The organism is Streptomyces sp. NPDC059224, from assembly GCF_042754285.1.
Taxonomy (GTDB): domain Bacteria; phylum Actinomycetota; class Actinomycetes; order Streptomycetales; family Streptomycetaceae; genus Streptomyces.
This window is the reverse complement of the sequence record NZ_JBHZAN010000003.1, coordinates 1-14,899: the sequence shown is the minus strand read 5'-3', so window position 1 is coordinate 14,899 and position 14,899 is coordinate 1. Positions and strand designations below refer to the sequence as shown.

The window sequence follows — 14,899 nt, the reverse complement described above, 5'->3', positions numbered from 1 at the left end:
GCTGGTGGGCGCGGTGCGGCCGGCGGCGGGCCGGCCGGGGCCGCTCCACGGGGCGGGCGGCCGGGTCAGCGCGCGTCCGCCGCCTCCTCGCCGACGGTGTCCTCGGCGATGGACTCGTGGTGTCTGATCACCTCGGCGATGATGAAGTTCAGGAACTTCTCGGCGAAGGCGGGGTCGAGCTTGGCGTTCTCGGCCAGGGCGCGCAGCCGGGCGATCTGACGGGCCTCGCGGGCCGGGTCGGCCGGGGGCAGCCGGTGGACCGCCTTGAGGTGCCCGACCTGCTGGGTGGCCTTGAAGCGTTCGGCGAGCATGTGGACGACGGCCGCGTCGATGTTGTCGATGCTGTCGCGCAGCCGGCCGAGCTCGGCGCGGACGGCGGGGTCGACGTCACCGGTACCGGTGTTGCTGGTGGTCATGGGCGTCAACCCTAAGGGGACGACGCCGTGATCACTAAAGGCCGTCGCCCGTGCCGTCCGCGTCGAGGCCGTCGTGCCAGTCGTCGGGGACGGCGCGGCTCTGCTGGGCGCGGAAGCGTACGGGGGCCGTGCCGACCCGGCGGGTGAACAGGCGGGAGAAGTAGGCCGGGTCGTCGTAGCCGACCCGGCGGGCGACGGCGGCGACGGAGAGTTCGGTGGTGGCGAGGAGTTCCTGGGCCCGGCCGAGCCGGATGCCGATCAGGTAGTCCCTGGGGCTGCACCCGGCGATCCGGCGGACGGCGGTGCGCAGCTCGGCCGGGGTCATGCCGTGCCTGGCCGCATGGCCGGCGACGGTCATGCCGGTGCAGGCGTCCCGGGCGAGCGCCTGCAGCACCGGGTCCCCGTCGGGGGCGAGGTCGGCACGCGCGCGGCGCAGGGCGACCAGGAGCTCGTGCACGGCGGCGCCGGTCTCGGCCTCCAGGAGGGGGTTGCCGTGGCGGGCGGCCCGGGCGATCTTGGCGATGACGTCCCGGGGTCCGGCGGCGTCCGCGAGGGGCACCACGGGCCGCTCGGGCTCGATGTAGCCGAGTTCCGTGTAGGTCGCGGTGTCGGGCCCGGTGAAGGTGACGAAGCCCTCGTCCCAGCCGCTGTCCGGGTCGGGCCCGTAGTGGTGCGGGACGCCCGGCGTCAGCCACACCAGCGCGGGCGCGGTGACCGTCGTACGGCGCCCGTCGGGTGTGCGGTACCAGCCCCGGCCGGAGCTGACGACCACGGCGACGTGCCCGTCGAGCACGCGCGGGCCGACGGCGGGCACCGCGCCGTACTGGAGGCCGACGCCCTGGCAGACCAGGCCGAGCCGGTGGTGGACGGGGCCCGGTGTGAAGAACCGCATCCAGGTGTGGAACACCGGCGCTCCGCCCGCCACTGCGCGCCCCCTCTTCGGCGTCTTCCGTCCAAGTGCTGTTGATCTTTGTCCATGGTGCCGACGGCCGCCAGGGGCGAAGGTGGGCGCATGACCGACTTCACGGTGGGCGAGACGGATTTCCTGCTCGGCGGGCGGCCGGTGCGGCTGCTGTCCGGCGCGCTGCACTACTTCCGGGTGCACGAGGAGCAGTGGGGTCACCGGCTGGCGATGCTGCGCGCCATGGGGCTGAACTGTGTGGAGACCTACGTCCCGTGGAACCTGCACGAGCCGCGCCCGGGCTCCTTCGAGGACGTCGGCGCCCTCGGCCGGTTCCTCGACGCGGCGCGGGACGCGGGCCTGTGGGCGATCGTGCGCCCGGGACCGTACATCTGCGCGGAGTGGGAGAACGGCGGTCTGCCGCACTGGGTGACGGGCGAGCTGGGGGCCCGGGCACGCACGCGTGAGGAGCGTTTCCTGCGGCACGTGGACCGCTGGTTCCACCGGCTGCTGTCCGAGGTCGTGCCCCGGCAGCTGGACCGGGGCGGCCCGGTGATCATGGTCCAGGTGGAGAACGAGTACGGCAGCTACGGCTCCGACGCCGAGTACCTGGCGCACCTCGCCGGGCTGCTGCGCGCCGAGGGCGTCACGGTGCCGCTGTTCACCTCGGACGGACCCGAGGACCAGATGCTCACCGGCGGCTCGGTCCCGGGGCTGCTGGCGACGGTGAACTTCGGCTCCCAGGCGGGCGCGGCCTTCGAGACGCTGCGCCGGCACCAGCCGCGGGGTCCGCTGATGTGCATGGAGTTCTGGTGCGGCTGGTTCGACCACTGGGGTGGCGAGCACGTCGTGCGGGAGGCGGCGGACGCGGCCGAGGTGCTGCGGGAGATCCTGGACTGCGGGGCCTCCGTGAACGTCTACATGGCGCACGGCGGCACCAACTTCGCCGGCTGGGCGGGCTCCAACCGGCCCGGCGGCGAGCTGCACGAGGGCCCGCTGGAGCCCGACGTGACGTCGTACGACTACGACGCGCCGATCGACGAGTACGGCCGCCCCACGGAGAAGTTCTGGCGCTTCAGGGAGGTGCTGGCCGGCTACCACGCCGAGCCGCTGCCCGAACCGCCGCCCGCTCCCGACGGGCTGGTCTCGGCGGCGGACGTGGCGGTCACCGGCTGGGCGCCCCTGGCCGGTGTCCTGGAGGCGCTCGGCGGCCCGGAACGCCTCCACGCCGTGCCGCCCACCTTCGAGGAGCTGGGCGTCGGCCGGGGCCTGGTCCGCTACGAGGCGGACGTGCCGGGACCCCGCCGGCCGTATCCGCTCACCGCGCGGGGGCTGCGCGATCTGGCGGTCGTGTACGTCGACGGGGAGCGGGCCGGCGTGCTCACCGAGGAGGAACCCCAGCTGGAGAAGCCGATCGCCGGCCCCGCGCGCGTGGAGCTCTGGGTGGAGTCGCTGGGCCGCGTCAACTACGGTCCCCGCTCCGGCGAGACGAAGGGCATCACCGGCGGCCTCCTGCACGAGCGCCAGTTCCTGCACGGGGTACGCGCGCGTGGCCTGGATCTGGACGCGTTCGAGGGGGGCGTGGCGGCGGTGGCCTTCGGTTCACTCCCTCCGGACGGCGCACCCGGGCTGTACCGGGGGACGGTGACGGTCCGCGGGGCCGGTGACGCCCGTGTCGAACTCCCCGGCTGGACCCGGGGCTTCGTCTGGGTCAACGGCTTCAACCTGGGCCGCTACTGGTCGGCGGGCCCGCAGGAGTCCCTGTACGTGCCGGGTCCGGTCCTGCGGGAGGGCGCGAACGAGGTGTGGATCCTGGAACTCCAGGACTCGGATCGAGGGGCGGTACGGCTGGCGCCCCTCTAAGGGCTGTCCCGTAATCCCCGGCGGGCGCACGACGACAGCTACGGCACCTCGCAGCGTTGTCGGGCTCGCCCGAACACGCCCAGTATGAGGACGACCCTCCGCCTTGCGATGCACCGCATCCGACGCCGCGCGCTGATCCACCAGGAATTACGGGACAGCCCTTAGGGGCGCGGGTCCGGGGAGAAGTGCGGCCACCGCCGCGTGGGCGCGCTCGGCCCCCGCCGGCCCGCAGCGTCCGAACAACCCTCGGCCCCCCGATCTCCCCCGTCCCCCGCATAATGTGAAAGACAGCTCCAGCGGCGTCGGTGGGGGTGGAAGACGTGGCGAACGGCGGCCCGGTGGAACACGGCTACCCGCACCTGGACACCGTGCGGGCCGCCGTCACGGCGTTGTACCGGCGGCTGTCGTACGACACCGTCCAGACCTTCGCCACCAGCGTGCTCCCCGCCGACGTCGCGTTCTGTGACACCGACGACCTCCACCTCGGCGCCCAGCGGGTCGCCCACGAGATGGTCCGGCACTTCCGGCTGCCGGACGCCCGGATGATCGTCGGCTTCCGGGAGATGACCCATGCGGCGAACGTCGAACTCACCGCGGGACCCGAGTACTTCATCGAGCTGAACGACCGGTTCCGCACCCATCGCCGGGACATCGGCGCGGCCCTCGCCCACGAGGTGATGCACGTCTATCTGCACCGGCTGGACCTGTCCTTCCCGAGCACCGCGGAGAACGAGATCCTCACGGACACCGCGACCACCTACCTGGGCGCGGGCTGGCTGCTGCTCGACGCCTACCGGGAGCACGGGGAGGCGTCGCAGAAGCTCGGCTACCTCACCCCGGAGGAGTTCGGCTACGTCCTGGCGAAGCGGGCGCTGGTCTTCCACGAGGACCCGTCCGTCTGGTTCACCAGTCCGCAGGCCTACACGGCGTACGAGAAGGGCATGGCCCGGGCCCGCCAGGACGGGGAGCAGCCGCCGCTCACCGCGGCGGGCTGGGCGGGCCGCCGCCGCTACGCCCGGGACCGCCGGCACGCGCCCGCGGCGGCTCCGGCCCCGCGGTCCGGCACCGCCTACACCTTCACGCCCGACGACGGCGGCCGGCTGCGGGTCTCCTTCCCGTGCCCGACCTGCCACCAGCGGATCAGGGTGCCGGTGCGGGGCCGGGTCCGGGCCCGGTGCTCGCTGTGCCGGACGGTGCTGGAGTGCGACACCTAGGGTCCGCCCCCTCAGGCTCCGTACACCGCCCCCGGCGTCGCCGCGCCGGCCAGCAGTTCCCGTGCCGTCTCCCCCGCCTCGGCCGGGGTCCGGCGGGCGCCCTTGTCGGCGGTCGGCCCCGCTCGCCAGCCCTCCATGACGGTGATCCGGCCGCCCTCGGTCTCGAAGACCCGTCCGGTGACTCCGGCGCTCGCGGCGGAGCCCAGCCAGACCACGAGCGGGGAGACGTTCCCGGGTGCCATGGTGTCGAACCCGGAGCCGGGGGCGGCCATGGTCGCGGCGAACGTGTGCTCGGTCATCCGGGTGCGGGCGGCCGGGGCGACGGCGTTGACGTGGACGCCGTAGCGGGCCAGTTCGGCGGCCGCGACCAGGGTCAGGCCGACGATGCCGGCCTTGGCGGCGCTGTAGTTGCCCTGCCCGACCGAGCCCAGCAGTCCGGCTCCGCTGCTGGTGTTGACGATCCGGGCCGCCGGGGTGCGGCCCGCCTTGGCCTCGGCCCGCCAGTGCGCGGCGGCGTGCCGCAGCGGCAGGAAGTGTCCCTTGAGGTGCACCCGCACGACCGCGTCCCAGTCGTCCTCGCCGAGGTTGACGAGCATGCGGTCGCGCAGGAACCCGGCGTTGTTCACGAGGGTGTCGAGCCGGCCGTAGCTCTCCACGGCCGTCGCGATCAGCGAGGCGGCCCCGGCGGTGGTCGCGACGTCACCGCCGTGCGCGACCGCCTCGCCACCGGCCGCGCGGATCTCGTCCACGACGGTCCCGGCGGGGCTGTCCGGGTCCGGCCCGCCGTCGAGGCCGACGCCGAGGTCGTTGACGACGACCCGGGCGCCCTCGGCGGCGAAGGCCAGCGCGTGCGCCCGGCCGAGCCCGCGCCCGGCGCCGGTGACGACCACGACCCGGCCCGCGCAGATTCCGCTCATCTCAGTCCTCCTGGTCGGACGGCTTGTTGGCAGTTGCGGCATCGAGAAAGGGCGGCCGTTCCCCGCCGCCGTGCACGAGCAGGCTCGCCCCGCTGATGTAGGCGGCCGCGTCGGAGGCGAGGAAGAGCGCGGCGGCGCCGACGTCGGACGGGGCGGCGAGGCGGCCGAGCGGGACGGTGCGGGAGACGGCGTCGATGCCGTCCCGACCGCCGTAGTGGAGGTGGGCCAGCTCGGTGCGGACCATGCCGACGACCAGCGTGTTGACCCGGACCTGCGGTGCCCACTCCACCGCCATGGACCGGGCGAGGCTCTCCAGTCCCGCCTTGGCCGCGCCGTAGGCGGCCGAGCCCGGCGAGGGGCGGCCGCCGCTGACGCTGCCGATCATCACCACGGTTCCCCGGGCCCGGCGCAGGTGTTCGTACGCGGCGAGGGAGGCGGTCAGCGGGGTGAGGAGGTTCAGTTCGATCACCCGGGCGTGCCGTTCGGCGTCCGCTTCGGCGAGCCGCCGGTAGGGGGTGCCGCCCGCGTTGTTGACGAGCACGTCGACCCGGGGCAGGGCGTCGAAGAAGGCGCGCACGGCGGGCGGGTCGCGCAGGTCGAGGGGGGTGAACTCGACGCCTTCGAGGGGTTGTCCGGGCGGTCGGCGGGCACAGGTCACCACGTGTGCGCCGGCGTCGGCGAAGGCCCGGGCGATCCCGGCGCCCACGCCCCGGGTACCGCCGGTGACCACGACGGTCCGGCCGCGCAGCGAGTCGTCCGCGGCGCCTCGCGCCAGGTTTTCCACAGGGCCTCCCGCTCGCTCGCACCGGCTGCTAGCTTCGAAGCCTCACACCTAACAAATGTTTGGTGGAAAGGTTGTTGAGTGCGAAGGTAGCTGATGCGTCCATGGGTGTCTCCACCTCGTCTCCGGAAAAGGGCGTCGCGCTGGTCACCGTCGACCACCCGCCGGTGAACGCGCTGCCGGTGCGCGGCTGGTCCGCGCTGGCGGAGGCGGTGACCGCGGCGGGCCGCGACCCCGGCACCCGGTGCGTGGTGCTGGCCGCACGGGGCCGCGGATTCAACGCGGGCGTGGACATCAAGGAGATACAGGCTTCCGGGCACGAGGCGCTGCTCGGCGCCAACCGGGGCTGCGCGGAGGCCTTCGCGGCGGTGTACGACTGCGAGATTCCGGTGGTGGCGGCCGTGCACGGCTTCTGCCTGGGCGGCGGGATAGGCCTGGTGGGCAACGCGGACGCGATCGTGGCGAGCGAGGACGCCGTCTTCGGGCTGCCCGAGCTGGACCGGGGCGCCCTGGGCGCGGCCACGCATCTGGCCCGGCTGGTCCCGCCGCATCTGATGCGGACGCTGTACTACACCTCGCGCACGGCGACCGCGGCCCAGCTGCACGCGCACGGCTCCGTGTGGCGGGTGGTGCCGCGCGGGGAACTGCTGTCCGCGGCGATGGAGCTGGCGCGGGAGATAGCCGCCAAGGACGGCCGGCTGCTGCGCCTGGCCAAGGCCGCCATCAACGGCATCGACCCCGTCGACGTGCGGCGCAGCTACCGCCTGGAACAGGGCTTCACCTTCGAGGCCGCCCTCAGCGGGGTGGCCGACCAGGTCCGTGACACCTTCGGGAAGGAGGGTGCGGGGAGTGACTGACAAGACGATGACCGCCGACGAGGCCGTCGCCCGGCTGTGCAGCGGCATGACCCTCGGCATCGGTGGCTGGGGTTCCCGACGCAAGCCGATGGCCCTGGTCAGAGCAGTGCTCCGGAGCGGCATCGACGATCTGACCGTGGTCTCCTACGGCGGTCCGGACGTCGGGATGCTGGCCGCGGCCGGCCGGGTGCGCAGGCTGGTGACGGCCTTCGTCACCCTCGACTCCATCCCGCTGGAACCGCACTACCGGGCCGCGCGCGAGCACGGGGCCTTCGAGCTGACGGAGGTGGACGAGGGCATGTTCATGTGGGGCCTGCGGGCGGCCGCCGACCGCCTGCCGTTCCTGCCGGTGCGCGCGGGGATCGGCTCGGACGTCATGCGGGTCAACCCGGGTTTACGGACCGTCACTTCGCCCTACGCCGACGGGGAGACGTTCGTGGCGATGCCCGCGCTGCGCCTGGACGCGGCCCTGGTCCACGTCAACCGCGCCGACCGGCTGGGCAACGGGCAGTACCTGGGCCCGGACCCGTACTTCGACGACCTGTTCTGCGAGGCGGCGGATGCGGCCTACGTCTCCTGCGAACAGATCGTGGACACCGCCGAGCTGACGAAGGCGGCTGCCGCGCAGTCACTGCTGATCAAACGGCTGCACGTGACGGGGGTCGTGGAGGCCCCGGGCGGCGCGCACTTCACCTCCTGCGCGCCCGACCACGGGCGGGACGAGGACTTCCAGCGGTTGTACGCGAGGACCCCGTGGGCGGAGTTCTCCGAGCGATTCCTGGCCGGGGACGAACAGGACTACCACGCGGCGGTGCGGAACTGGCAGGAGGAGCGGGGCTGATGGAGGTACTGCGCGCCGACCACTGCGTCATCGCCTGCGCCGAGGCCTGGCGCGGCTGCGGTGAGATCCTGGCGAGCCCGATGGGCCTGATCCCCTCCCTGGGCGCCCGGCTGGCCCGGCACACCTTCGCCCCGGACCTGCTGCTGACCGACGGGGAGGCGCTGCTGGTCCGCCCGGACGGCACACCCGAGGGCTGGCTGCCCTACCGGCAGCACCTGGCCCTGGTGTCCGGTGGCCGCCGGCACGTGATGATGGGCGCGAGCCAGCTCGACCGGTACGGCAACCAGAACATCTCGGCCATCGGCGACTGGTCCCGGCCCCGTCGCCAGCTGCTCGGGGTCCGTGGTGCGCCCCTGAACACACTGAACAACCCGACCAGTTACTGGGTCCCGAAGCACTCGCGGCGGGTGTTCGTGGCGAAGGTCGACATGGTGTGCGGGGTGGGGTACGACCGGGTCGCCGAGCACCCCGGCACGGAACGCTTCCACCGCATTCCGAGGGTCGTCACCGACCTGGGCGTCCTCGACTTCGAGACCCCGGACCGCTCGATGCGGCTGGCCTCGCTGCATCCTGGGGTGAGCGTCGAACAGGTGCGGGAGGCCACGGACTTCGAGCTGACCGTCCCGGACGAGGTGCCGTACACCCGCGATCCCACCCCCGGGGAGCTGCGGCTGATCCGCGAGGTGCTGGATCCGGCCGGCGCGCGGACGAAGGAGGTGACGGGCTGATGGAGACCGCGCTCACCCGGCTGACCGGGGTCCGGCATCCGATCGTGCAGACGGGGATGGGCTGGGTGGCGGGCCCCCGTCTGGTCTCCGCGACCGCCAACGCCGGGGCCCTCGGCCTCCTGGCCTCGGCGACGATGACCCTCGACCAGCTGCGGGCCTCGATAGCCGAGGTGCGGTGCCGCACGGCCGCCCCGTTCGGGGTGAACCTGCGGGCGGACGCGGCCGACGCGGGCGAGAGGGTGCGGCTGATCGTCGACGGGGGTGTGCGCGTGGCGTCCTTCGCGCTCGCCCCCGCCCCCGAGCTGATCGCCGAGCTGAAGGAGGCGGGCGTGGTGGTGATCCCCTCCGTGGGAGCGCGGCGACACGCCGAGAAGGTCGCGGCCTGGGGTGCGGACGCGGTGATCGTGCAGGGCGGTGAGGGCGGCGGGCACACCGGCGAGGTGGCGACGAGCGTACTGCTGCCGCAGGTGGTGGACGCGGTGCGGATACCGGTGGTGGCCGCCGGAGGGTTCTTCGACGGCCGGGGACTGGTGGCGGCGCTGGCCTACGGGGCGGCGGGGGTGGCGATGGGCACCCGCTTCCTGCTCACCTCGGACTCCACGGTGCCGGACGCGGTGAAGGCGAGGTATCTGGCGGCTGCGGTCAAGGACGTCACGGTGACCAGGGCGGTGGACGGCCTGCCGCACCGGATGCTGCGCACCCCGCTGGTCGACTCCCTGGAGAACACCGGCCGGACCCGGCGGCTGCTGCGGGCGGTGCGCCACGCGGCCGCCTTCCGGGGCCTGTCCGGCCTCACCTGGCGGCAGCTGCTCCGCGACGGTCTCGCCCTGCGGCACGGCAGGAACCTGACCTGGAGCCAGGTCCTGCTCGCCGCGAACACCCCGATGCTGCTCAGATCGGCGATGGTCGACGGCCGTACGGACGTCGGGGTGATGGCGTCCGGCCAGGTCGCCGGCGTGATCGACGACCTGCCGTCGTGCGCGGAGCTGGTGGACAGGGTGATGGCCGAAGCCCGGGAAATCATCGGTGCGCTGCCGGGGACGGGTGCCTCAATGCGCGGGTGACGGAGACGGTCGGCAGACCGGGGGGAATCGATGTGGTCGACCGAGCGGACTTCGACGTGCGCGACAAGCCGGCCCTGCGGGACGAGGCACGCCGCGAGGCGGTCGCGGCGGCCCGCCGCAGGGCCGGGGTGTCCACGGAGGCGGCGGGCGTGCCGCTCGGCACGGTGCTGCACATCACGGACGTGGCCGCCGGGTCGGTGTACAGCCGGTATCAGGGCCACGTGGGCGGGGGCGGCGGCTCGGCCGGGTGATCTGGCGCCGGGCACGGTGGAGGTGTCGGTGGCCGTGCCGACGGGCTCCCCTCTCGGACGCTGACCCGGCGGGAAGGAAGTCTGCCGGGCCGGCGCCTTTGGCCCGTCAGAGCCGCTCGATGATCGTCACGTTCGCCTGGCCGCCGCCCTCGCACATGGTCTGGAGGCCGAAACGGCCCTGGGTGCGCTCCAGTTCGTGCAGAAGGGTGGTCATCAGCCGGACGCCGGTGGCACCGAGGGGGTGGCCGAGGGCGATCGCGCCACCGTTGACGTTGACCTTGGCGGGGTCGGCGCCGGTCTCCTTGAGCCAGGCGAGGACGACCGGGGCGAAGGCCTCGTTGATCTCGACGAGGTCGACGGCGTCGATGGTGAGGCCGGTCTTCTTGAGGGCGTGCGCGGTGGCCGGGATCGGGGCGGAGAGCATCCGGATGGGGTCCTCGCCGCGGACGGAGAGGTGGTGGACGCGGGCACGGGGCCGCAGCCCGTGTTCGCGGACCGCCCGCTCGGAGGCGAGCAGCATGGCGGCGGCACCGTCGGAGACCTGCGAGGAGCAGGCGGCGGTGATGGTGCCGCCGTCGACGACCGGCTTCAGGGCGGCCATCTTCTCCAGGGAGGTGTCGCGGCGCGGGCCCTCGTCCACGGCGACCGGGCCGTAGGGCACGATCTCGCGTTCGAAGCGGCCCTCGTCGATGGCGCGCAGTGCCCTGCGGTGGGAGTTCAGGGCGAACTCCTCCTGGTCCCGGCGGCTGACGCCCCACTTGGCGGCGATCGTCTCGGCGCCTGCGAACTGGTTGACGGGCTGTCGGCCGTACCGCGCCCGCCAGCCCTCACTGCCGTGGAAGGGGCCCTCGGTCAGCCCCAGCGGCTCGGCGGCCTGCCGGGAGGCGAAGGCGATCGGGACCTGGGACATGTTCTGGACACCGCCCGCGACCACCAGGTCCTGGGTGCCGGAGAGCACGGCCTGCGCGGCGAAGTGCACGGCCTGCTGCGAGGAGCCGCACTGCCGGTCGACGGTCACGCCCGGCACCTCCTCGGGCAGCCCGGCCGCCAGCCAGCAGGTGCGGGCGATGTCACCGGCCTGCGGTCCGACCGCGTCGAGGCAGCCGAAGACGACGTCCTCGACGGCGGCCGGGTCGATGCCCGACCGCCCAACCAGGGCGGTCAGCACATGGGCGCCCAGATCGGCCGGGTGGACCCCGCTCAGTCCGCCCCGGCGCCGCCCGACGGGCGTGCGTACCGCTTCGACTATGTAGGCCTCGGCCATGTCAGCGACTCCCTCGGCAGAAAGGGGCTTTCAGCGAATGGGTGGGCTATTCACGCACGGCGATCCCGTCCAGCACCATCGACAGGTACTGCCGGGCGATCTCCTCCGGACTGTGCTGTCCGCCGGGCCGGTACCAGGAGGCGGCGACCCACACGGTGTCGCGCACGAACCGGTAGGTCAGGCGCACGTCCAGGTCGGCGCGGAAGACGCGCGCGGCGACCCCCCGCTCCAGCGTGGCCAGCCACGCCTTCTCGAACCTGCGCTGCGACTCGGCGAGGAAGGTGAATCTCTCCTGCGCGACCAGCTGCTTGCTCTCCTTCTGGTAGATCGCCACGGCCGCGCGGTGCCGGTCGATCTCCCGGAAGGACTCGGTGACCAGGGCTTCGAGGGTCTCGCGGGGACCGAGCCCGGCGTCCAGGACGGTGTCGTAGCCGCCCCAGAGCTCGTCGAGGAACGTCCGCAGAATCTCCTCCAGCATCGATTCCTTGGAGTCGAAGTGGTAGTAGAGGCTGCCCGCGAGCATGCCCGCGTGGTCCGCGATCTTGCGTACGGTGGTGGCGTTGTAGCCCTGCTCGGCGAAGACCTCGGCGGCGGTTTCGAGGAGTTCGCGGCGCCGGGCGGGGGCGGCGGTCACCTGGGACTTCTTCTTGGTCGGCACGGATACATTCTGGTCCTACGGGTGCTGGCTGCTGACGGAGACGACCTCTCCGGTGAGGTACGAGGAGTAGCCGGACGCCAGGAAGACGATCGTGTTGGCCACTTCCCAGGGCTCGGCGTACCGCCCGAAGGCCTCGCGGGCGGTCAGCTCCTCCAGCAGTTCGGCGGAGGTCACCTTCACCAGGTGGGGGTGCATGGCGAGGCTGGGCGCCACCGCGTTGACGCGCACGCCGAATTCGGCCGCCTCGATCGCCGCGCACCGGGTCAGTGCCATCACCCCGGCCTTGGCGGCGGCGTAGTGCGCCTGTCCGGCCTGGGCCCGCCAGCCGACGACGGAGGAGTTGTTGACGACGACCCCGCCCCGTCCGCTGTCACGGAAGAGCCGCAGGGCGGCGCGCAGGCATCGGAAGGTGCCGCCCAGAGTGACGTCCAGGACCCGCGCCCACTGCTCGTCCTCCATGTCGACCAGTGCCGAAGTCCCGCCCAGACCGGCGTTGTTGACGACGATGTCCAGACTGCCGTGGTTGTGTACGGCGGTCTCGAACAGGGCTCGCACCTGTCCCTCGTCGGTCACGTCACAGGGCACCGCGGTCACGGCGCCCGGATGCGCGCCCGCCAGCTCGGCCTCGTAATCCTTCAGCCGGCGGGCGTGCGCGTCACTGATCAGCACGCGCGCGCCCTCCTCCAGGAAGCGGCGCGCGGTGGCACCGCCGATCCCGGCCCCGGCCGCGGCGGTCACCACGGCCGTGCGCCCCGCCAGCAGCCCGTGCCCGGGCACGTACTCCGGGCTCTCGACGCCTGTCATGGGCCCACGCTAACCTACCAAACACTTGTTAGGGAAGGACGGTGACGGCGACCGTGGACCTGACCCACACCCCGGCCGACGAGAAGTTCCGCGCCGAGGCCCGCGCCTGGCTCGCGGAGCACGTGCCCGACCCCCCGCTGCCCTCCCTGGAGACTGCGGGGGGCTTCGCGGCACACCGCGCCTGGGAGGCCGAACTGGCCGCGGACCGCTGGTCGGTGGTGTCCTGGCCGCAGCGGTACGGCGGCCGGGACGCGGATCTGATGCGCTGGCTGGTCTTCGAGGAGGAGTACCACGCGGCGGGCGCGCCGGGCCGGGTCGGGCAGAACGGCGTGAGCCTGCTCGCCCCGACCCTCTTCGACCACGGCACGGAGGAGCAGCGCGCCCGGATCCTGCCGCCGATGGCCACCGGTGAGGTGGTCTGGGCGCAGGCCTGGTCCGAGCCCGGTGCCGGTTCGGACCTCGCCTCCCTCACGTCGAGGGCGGTTCGGACGGACGGCGGCTGGCTGCTGCGCGGCCAGAAGACCTGGTCGTCACGGGCCGCTTTCGCCGACCGCGCGTTCGGCCTGTTCCGCAGCGATCCGGACGCGCCCAGACCTCATCAGGGGCTCACCTACCTGATGTTCGACCTGCGCGCCCCGGGGGTCACGGTCCGCCCGGTCGGCCGCCTGGACGGAAAGCCCGCCTTCGCGGAAATCTTCCTGGACGAGGTGTTCGTCCCCGACGAGGACGTGATCGGCGAGCCCGGCCAGGGCTGGCGGATCGCGATGTCGACGGCGGGCAACGAGCGGGGGCTGACGCTGCGGTCGCCGGGCCGGTTCCTGGCCGCCGCCGACCGGCTGCTGCACCTGTGGCGGGCCCAGGGCGCCCCGGAGTCCGCCGCGGGCCGGGTGGCCGACGCGGTCGTCGGCGCCCGCGCCTACCAGTTGTTCACCTACGCTGCCGCCTCCCGCCTCCTGGACGGTGCGGCGCTCGGCCCCGAGTCCAGTCTGAACAAGGTGTTCTGGTCCGAGCTGGACCTCGCGCTGCACGAGACCGCCCTCGACCTGCTCGGCACCGACGGCGAGTCGGCGGACACGCCGTGGGCCGAGGGATACGTCTTCTCCCTGGCCGGTCCGATCTACGCGGGCACCAACGAGATCCAGCGCGACATCATCGCCGAGCGTCTCCTCGGCCTGCCGAAGGGACGCCGCTGACATGCGTTTCCGCCTCGACACCGAGCAGCGCGACTTCGCCGGCTCCCTGCGGGCGCTGCTGGCCGCAGCGGACACACCGGCGGTGATACGGGAGTGGAGCCGCGGGGAGCACACGAGCGGGCGGGCGCTGTGGGCGCGTGTCGGCGCGGCGGGGGTGTTCGGTCTCGCGGTGCCCGAGGAGTACGGAGGGGAGGGGCGCCGCCCTGTCGAACTCGCGCTCGCGTTCACGGAGCTGGGGCGGTACGCGGTCCCCGGACCTCTGGTGGAGACGGTGGCCGCGGCGGTGCTGCTCGGTGCGGAGCCGGATCCGGCCGAGCGGTTCCTGCCCGGGATAGCCGCGGGACGGACCCTGGCGACGGTGACGGTCGCCGAACACGGGTACGGGTACGCGCTGGACGGGGACGCGGCGGATGTGCGGCTCGCCGCGACGCCGGAGGGCGTGCGGCTGTCCCCCGGCGCCGGTGCGGTACGCCGGTCCCTGGACCCCGCGCGCCGCCTCACCCCGCTCGCCCCGGTCGGTGAGCTGATCAGCGCGGAGCCGGCCTGGGCGGACGCGCTGACCTGGGCCCGGCTGGCGGTGGCCGCGCAGGCGCTGGGGGTCGGCCTGGCGCTGCTCGACAGCACGGTGGCCTACGTCGGGACGCGGACCCAGTTCGCCGTGCCCGTCGGCTCGTTCCAGGCGGTGAAGCACCGGCTGGCCGACGTGAAGATCGCGCTGGAGTTCGCCCGGCCGCTGGTCCTCGGGGCGGCGGTGACGATGACGGCGCCGGATGTGGCGGCGGCGAAGCTGGCCGCGTGCGAGGCGGCGCACCTCGGTTCCAGGGCCGCGCTGCACCTGCACGGGGCGATCGGCTACACGGCGGAGTACGACCTGTCGTTGTGGCTGACCAAGGCGCGGGCGCTGCGGGGGGCCTGGGGAACGCCGGAGGAGTGCCGCAAGGATGTACTCGAAGGCCGTCTCTGAACCGCGGGCCGGCGGGGGCTTGCGTCCTAGGACTTGTCTGACAAATGGCCTTCGAGTGCCCGACTCATCCTAGTTTGCGAGATGCTGAAGCCAGTCCTGCAGGAGTGCGGTCTCGACGGGGCGGAGCGGGACGGTAGCTGGATCCGCCCCGTTGAGGGTGGCATCGAGCGCGAGGGCGCGAGC

General features: G+C 73.4%; 16 protein-coding genes. 9 read left to right on the top strand and 7 right to left on the bottom strand.

Features of this window, described 5'->3' with window-relative positions; translation table 11 throughout:
• Positions 1 to 65 precede the first annotated feature (65 nt).
• On the bottom strand, positions 66 to 416 hold the full coding sequence (locus tag ACFXI4_RS03935) for a chorismate mutase (RefSeq protein ID WP_384987939.1): 351 nt from the start codon (positions 414 to 416) through the stop codon (positions 66 to 68).
• A 34-nt stretch (positions 417 to 450) separates the two neighbouring features.
• The gene (locus ACFXI4_RS03930; protein WP_384987937.1) at positions 451 to 1,323 is read right to left on the bottom strand and encodes a helix-turn-helix domain-containing protein; all 873 of its coding nucleotides are present in this window, start codon (positions 1,321 to 1,323) and stop codon (positions 451 to 453) included.
• 105 nt (positions 1,324 to 1,428) lie between these two features.
• Between ACFXI4_RS03930 and ACFXI4_RS03925 the strand changes: the two genes are divergently transcribed.
• Complete coding sequence (locus ACFXI4_RS03925) at positions 1,429 to 3,180, top strand: beta-galactosidase family protein (protein ID WP_384987936.1); 1,752 nt, start codon at positions 1,429 to 1,431, stop codon at positions 3,178 to 3,180.
• 320 nt (positions 3,181 to 3,500) lie between these two features.
• Positions 3,501 to 4,394, top strand: a complete 894-nt coding sequence (locus tag ACFXI4_RS03920) for a hypothetical protein (protein ID WP_384988309.1) — start codon at positions 3,501 to 3,503, stop codon at positions 4,392 to 4,394.
• 11 nt (positions 4,395 to 4,405) lie between these two features.
• Here ACFXI4_RS03920 and ACFXI4_RS03915 read toward each other — a convergent pair whose 3' ends face one another.
• Entirely contained in the window at positions 4,406 to 5,311 is a 906-nt protein-coding gene (locus ACFXI4_RS03915) for an SDR family oxidoreductase (RefSeq protein WP_384987935.1), read from the bottom strand.
• A gap of 1 nt (position 5,312) precedes the next feature.
• On the bottom strand, positions 5,313 to 6,095 hold the full coding sequence (locus tag ACFXI4_RS03910; RefSeq protein WP_384987934.1) for an SDR family oxidoreductase: 783 nt from the start codon (positions 6,093 to 6,095) through the stop codon (positions 5,313 to 5,315).
• A gap of 101 nt (positions 6,096 to 6,196) precedes the next feature.
• Between ACFXI4_RS03910 and ACFXI4_RS03905 the strand changes: the two genes are divergently transcribed.
• From ACFXI4_RS03905 to ACFXI4_RS03885, 5 genes are read left to right on the top strand one after another with little or no spacing between them, the layout of a single operon-like run.
• A complete protein-coding gene (locus tag ACFXI4_RS03905) occupies positions 6,197 to 6,949 on the top strand; it encodes an enoyl-CoA hydratase family protein (RefSeq protein ID WP_384987933.1) in 753 nt (250 codons plus the stop codon).
• Positions 6,942 to 7,790, top strand: coding sequence for a CoA transferase subunit A (locus ACFXI4_RS03900; RefSeq protein ID WP_384987932.1), 849 nt, complete (start codon positions 6,942 to 6,944; stop codon positions 7,788 to 7,790). The genes ACFXI4_RS03905 and ACFXI4_RS03900 overlap by 8 nt, the downstream gene beginning before the upstream one ends.
• Positions 7,790 to 8,518: a CoA-transferase subunit beta gene (locus tag ACFXI4_RS03895; protein ID WP_384987930.1), complete on the top strand. Its 729-nt coding sequence runs from the start codon at positions 7,790 to 7,792 to the stop codon at positions 8,516 to 8,518. Before ACFXI4_RS03900 ends, ACFXI4_RS03895 begins: the two co-directional genes overlap by 1 nt.
• Complete coding sequence (locus ACFXI4_RS03890) at positions 8,518 to 9,582, top strand: NAD(P)H-dependent flavin oxidoreductase (RefSeq protein ID WP_384987928.1); 1,065 nt, start codon at positions 8,518 to 8,520, stop codon at positions 9,580 to 9,582. The genes ACFXI4_RS03895 and ACFXI4_RS03890 overlap by 1 nt, the downstream gene beginning before the upstream one ends.
• 32 nt (positions 9,583 to 9,614) lie before the next feature.
• Positions 9,615 to 9,833: an SIMPL domain-containing protein gene (locus tag ACFXI4_RS03885; protein ID WP_384987926.1), complete on the top strand. Its 219-nt coding sequence runs from the start codon at positions 9,615 to 9,617 to the stop codon at positions 9,831 to 9,833.
• 106 nt (positions 9,834 to 9,939) lie between these two features.
• On the opposite strand, the gene ACFXI4_RS03880 is transcribed toward ACFXI4_RS03885, so the two are convergent.
• Genes ACFXI4_RS03880 through ACFXI4_RS03870 form a run of 3 tightly spaced genes read right to left on the bottom strand, consistent with a single transcriptional unit; the run spans position 9,940 to position 12,559 of the window.
• Positions 9,940 to 11,097 carry an acetyl-CoA C-acetyltransferase gene (locus ACFXI4_RS03880; RefSeq protein WP_384987924.1) on the bottom strand — a complete coding sequence of 386 codons (1,158 nt, stop codon included), beginning with the start codon at positions 11,095 to 11,097 and terminating at the stop codon, positions 9,940 to 9,942.
• A gap of 46 nt (positions 11,098 to 11,143) precedes the next feature.
• Positions 11,144 to 11,755: a TetR/AcrR family transcriptional regulator gene (locus ACFXI4_RS03875; RefSeq protein ID WP_384987922.1), complete on the bottom strand. Its 612-nt coding sequence runs from the start codon at positions 11,753 to 11,755 to the stop codon at positions 11,144 to 11,146.
• 15 nt (positions 11,756 to 11,770) lie between these two features.
• Complete coding sequence (locus tag ACFXI4_RS03870) at positions 11,771 to 12,559, bottom strand: SDR family oxidoreductase (protein ID WP_384987920.1); 789 nt, start codon at positions 12,557 to 12,559, stop codon at positions 11,771 to 11,773.
• 53 nt (positions 12,560 to 12,612) lie between these two features.
• Here ACFXI4_RS03870 and ACFXI4_RS03865 point away from each other — a divergent pair, with 53 nt between their 5' ends.
• Both ACFXI4_RS03865 and ACFXI4_RS03860 read left to right on the top strand, forming a co-directional pair.
• Positions 12,613 to 13,752, top strand: coding sequence for an acyl-CoA dehydrogenase family protein (locus ACFXI4_RS03865; protein ID WP_384988308.1), 1,140 nt, complete (start codon positions 12,613 to 12,615; stop codon positions 13,750 to 13,752).
• Between the two features lies 1 nt (position 13,753).
• Positions 13,754 to 14,716: an acyl-CoA dehydrogenase family protein gene (locus ACFXI4_RS03860; protein WP_384987918.1), complete on the top strand. Its 963-nt coding sequence runs from the start codon at positions 13,754 to 13,756 to the stop codon at positions 14,714 to 14,716.
• Positions 14,717 to 14,899 lie beyond the last annotated feature (183 nt).

Excerpts from the sequence above, each read along its gene's own strand:
- ACFXI4_RS03890 (WP_384987928.1), top strand. The coding sequence starts at position 8,518 with ATGGAGACCGCGCTCACCCGGCTGACCGGGGTCCGGCATCCGATCGTG.
- ACFXI4_RS03880 (WP_384987924.1), bottom strand. The coding sequence starts at position 11,097 with ATGGCCGAGGCCTACATAGTCGAAGCGGTACGCACGCCCGTCGGGCGG.
- ACFXI4_RS03925 (WP_384987936.1), top strand. The coding sequence starts at position 1,429 with ATGACCGACTTCACGGTGGGCGAGACGGATTTCCTGCTCGGCGGGCGG.
- ACFXI4_RS03935 (WP_384987939.1), bottom strand. The coding sequence starts at position 416 with ATGACCACCAGCAACACCGGTACCGGTGACGTCGACCCCGCCGTCCGC.
- ACFXI4_RS03895 (WP_384987930.1), top strand. The coding sequence starts at position 7,790 with ATGGAGGTACTGCGCGCCGACCACTGCGTCATCGCCTGCGCCGAGGCC.
- ACFXI4_RS03860 (WP_384987918.1), top strand. The coding sequence starts at position 13,754 with ATGCGTTTCCGCCTCGACACCGAGCAGCGCGACTTCGCCGGCTCCCTG.
- ACFXI4_RS03915 (WP_384987935.1), bottom strand. The coding sequence starts at position 5,311 with ATGAGCGGAATCTGCGCGGGCCGGGTCGTGGTCGTCACCGGCGCCGGG.
- ACFXI4_RS03870 (WP_384987920.1), bottom strand. The coding sequence starts at position 12,559 with ATGACAGGCGTCGAGAGCCCGGAGTACGTGCCCGGGCACGGGCTGCTG.
- ACFXI4_RS03905 (WP_384987933.1), top strand. The coding sequence starts at position 6,197 with ATGGGTGTCTCCACCTCGTCTCCGGAAAAGGGCGTCGCGCTGGTCACC.